Origin of the sequence: Dietzia cercidiphylli (genome assembly GCF_014145145.1) — a bacterium.
Taxonomy (GTDB): domain Bacteria; phylum Actinomycetota; class Actinomycetes; order Mycobacteriales; family Mycobacteriaceae; genus Dietzia; species Dietzia natronolimnaea.
On record NZ_JAALEA010000207.1, the window covers coordinates 1 to 2,085 of the forward strand.

Sequence of the window (2,085 nt, forward strand, 5' to 3'; positions counted from 1 at the left end):
TCCGGGGCCGACGCGTCCTCGGCGGGCGCCTCTGCGGCGGCCTCGGCCTCGGGTGGGACGCGGTCGTCCGCCGTCTCGGCGGTGGGGTCGGTGGTCTCTGGGGTGCTGGCGGCGGTCTCGACCTCGTCGCCGGCGGTGGCGGTACGGTCCTCGTTGTCGTTGCTCATGAGGTGACTCATGCTACGGCGTCGGAGGCCCCGTTCGCGACACGGCGGCGCAGGTCACTCCCCCGTGGTTCCCCGGACCAGGTGCTCGTGGGTCTCTCTGGCGACGAGCCACGGGACGACCGCGGCCAGCAGCAGACCTCCGGAGAGTGCGAATCCGGCGGTGTAGCCGAACAGGTCCACGACGAGACCCACCAGCACCGGGCCGAGGATCGCACCGGAGTCGCTGGCCATCTGGAAGGTCGCGAGCACCTTCCCGCCCGCGCGATCCGCTCCGATCACATCCGCGACCGAGGCCTGTTGTGCCGGGTTGAGCACCCCCGCCCCCATGCCCGCCACCACCGAGGCGGCCACGAGGAGCGGAACGGTATCGCACCAGCCCAGCACGAGTGTGGACACCCCGGACACCAGGAGGCCACCGATCACCAGCGGCCGTCGTCCGTACCGGTCGGACAACCACCCGGCCACCGAGATGACGGCGGCGGTGCCCACCGCGAAGGAGGCGAGCGCGGTGCCGGCGATCCCCGCACCGGCGTCGAAGTTCGCGGCGGCGAAGAGCGGGACGATGGCCACCCGTACGCCGAAGGAACTCCATCCGTTGACGAAACTCGACACGAGCGCGGCGCGGTACCCGCTGTGGCGGAGTGCCTCGCGCACCGGCAGCGCCTCCTGCTCCTCCGTCCCGTCGTCCGCCGAGGGCCGGCGGCCTCCCCGGAGGAACACCGCCACCACTCCGGTCGCGACGAGCAGGGTGAAGGAGTAGACGAAGAACGGCACCCGCATCCCGAAGCCGGCGAGCAACCCGCCGAGGACCGGCCCGCCGATGTTGCCGATAAGGAAGGCGGTGGCGTAGAGCCCGGCGATCCGTCCTCTGGCTCCGGGTGGCGAGAGGCGGGTGAGCAACGCCATCGCCGAGATGGTGAACATCGTCGACCCGAGTCCACCGAGTCCCCGGAACACCAGCAGCTGCCAGTAGGTCTGGGCGACGCCCGTGGCCAGGGTCGACACCACCACGATGAGCAGGCCCGACATGTAGACCCAGCGTTCGCCCAGACGGTCCACGAGGAACCCGCCGGCGGGAGCGAACACCAGGCGGAAGAACGCGAACGCGCTCACGACCACCGACGCGGCGGTCACGGAGACGTCGAAGCTCCGGGCGTACTGCGGGAGGACGGGTGCGACGAGACCGTAGCCGATCGCGACGGCGAAGGCCGCCGCGACCAGTACCCACACATCGGCGGGTAGCGGTGTTCGCGGCTGCGCGGTCCGGCTACCCGAGAACGGGCCCCTCACGCCGACCGGAGCACACGGGCCAGGACATCGGCGCCGAAGTGGAGCGCGTCGACGGGGACCCTCTCGTCGACGGCGTGGAAGTGGCCGAAGACGTCGAACTCGTCCGGCACCCGCAGCGGGACGAAGCCGTAGCCGTGGATCCCCAGCGGAGCGAGGTGTTTGTTGTCCGTGCTCGCCGGCAGCAGGTACGGCACGACCAGGGAGCCGGGGTCCGCCTCGCGGACCGCCTCCCGGATGACCGAGACCAGCGGGTCGTCGGCGGGCGCGGCGATCGGCGGTTGCCAGATCCAGTCGACCGCCACGTCGGGTCCGAGCTCGTCCTCGATCTCCGCGCGGAAGGTCTCCTCGCCACCGGGCAGGACGCGGCAGTCGATCTCGGCGAACGCCTCGGAGGGGATGACGTTGGTCTTGTACCCGGCCGACAGGACGGTCGGCGAGGCGGTGTGGGAGAGCGACGCCTCCACCAGTGGGCCGAAGTGCCCGAGCACGTCGAGGTGCGCGGGCAGGTCCGCGACGTCACCGCTCGACCCGGCGAGCTCCCCGACCGCCGCGGCGAGGGCGGTGTTGGCCTCCGTGGGCGCGACGGGGAAGTGCCGGCTCGCGACCCGGTGGACGGCACCCGCGATCG

The 2,085-nt window shown here is 71.9% G+C and carries 2 protein-coding genes; both read right to left on the reverse strand.

Annotated features, from left to right (window positions below; translation table 11 throughout):
* Nucleotides 1-221: 221 nt before the first annotated feature.
* Entirely contained in the window at nucleotides 222-1,457 is a 1,236-nt protein-coding gene (locus tag G6028_RS08055; RefSeq protein ID WP_179525571.1) for an MFS transporter, read from the reverse strand.
* A partial coding sequence (locus G6028_RS08060) for a M20/M25/M40 family metallo-hydrolase (RefSeq protein WP_182658568.1) occupies nucleotides 1,454-2,085 on the reverse strand: 632 nt, incomplete at its 5' end. The genes G6028_RS08060 and G6028_RS08055, both read right to left, overlap by 4 nt.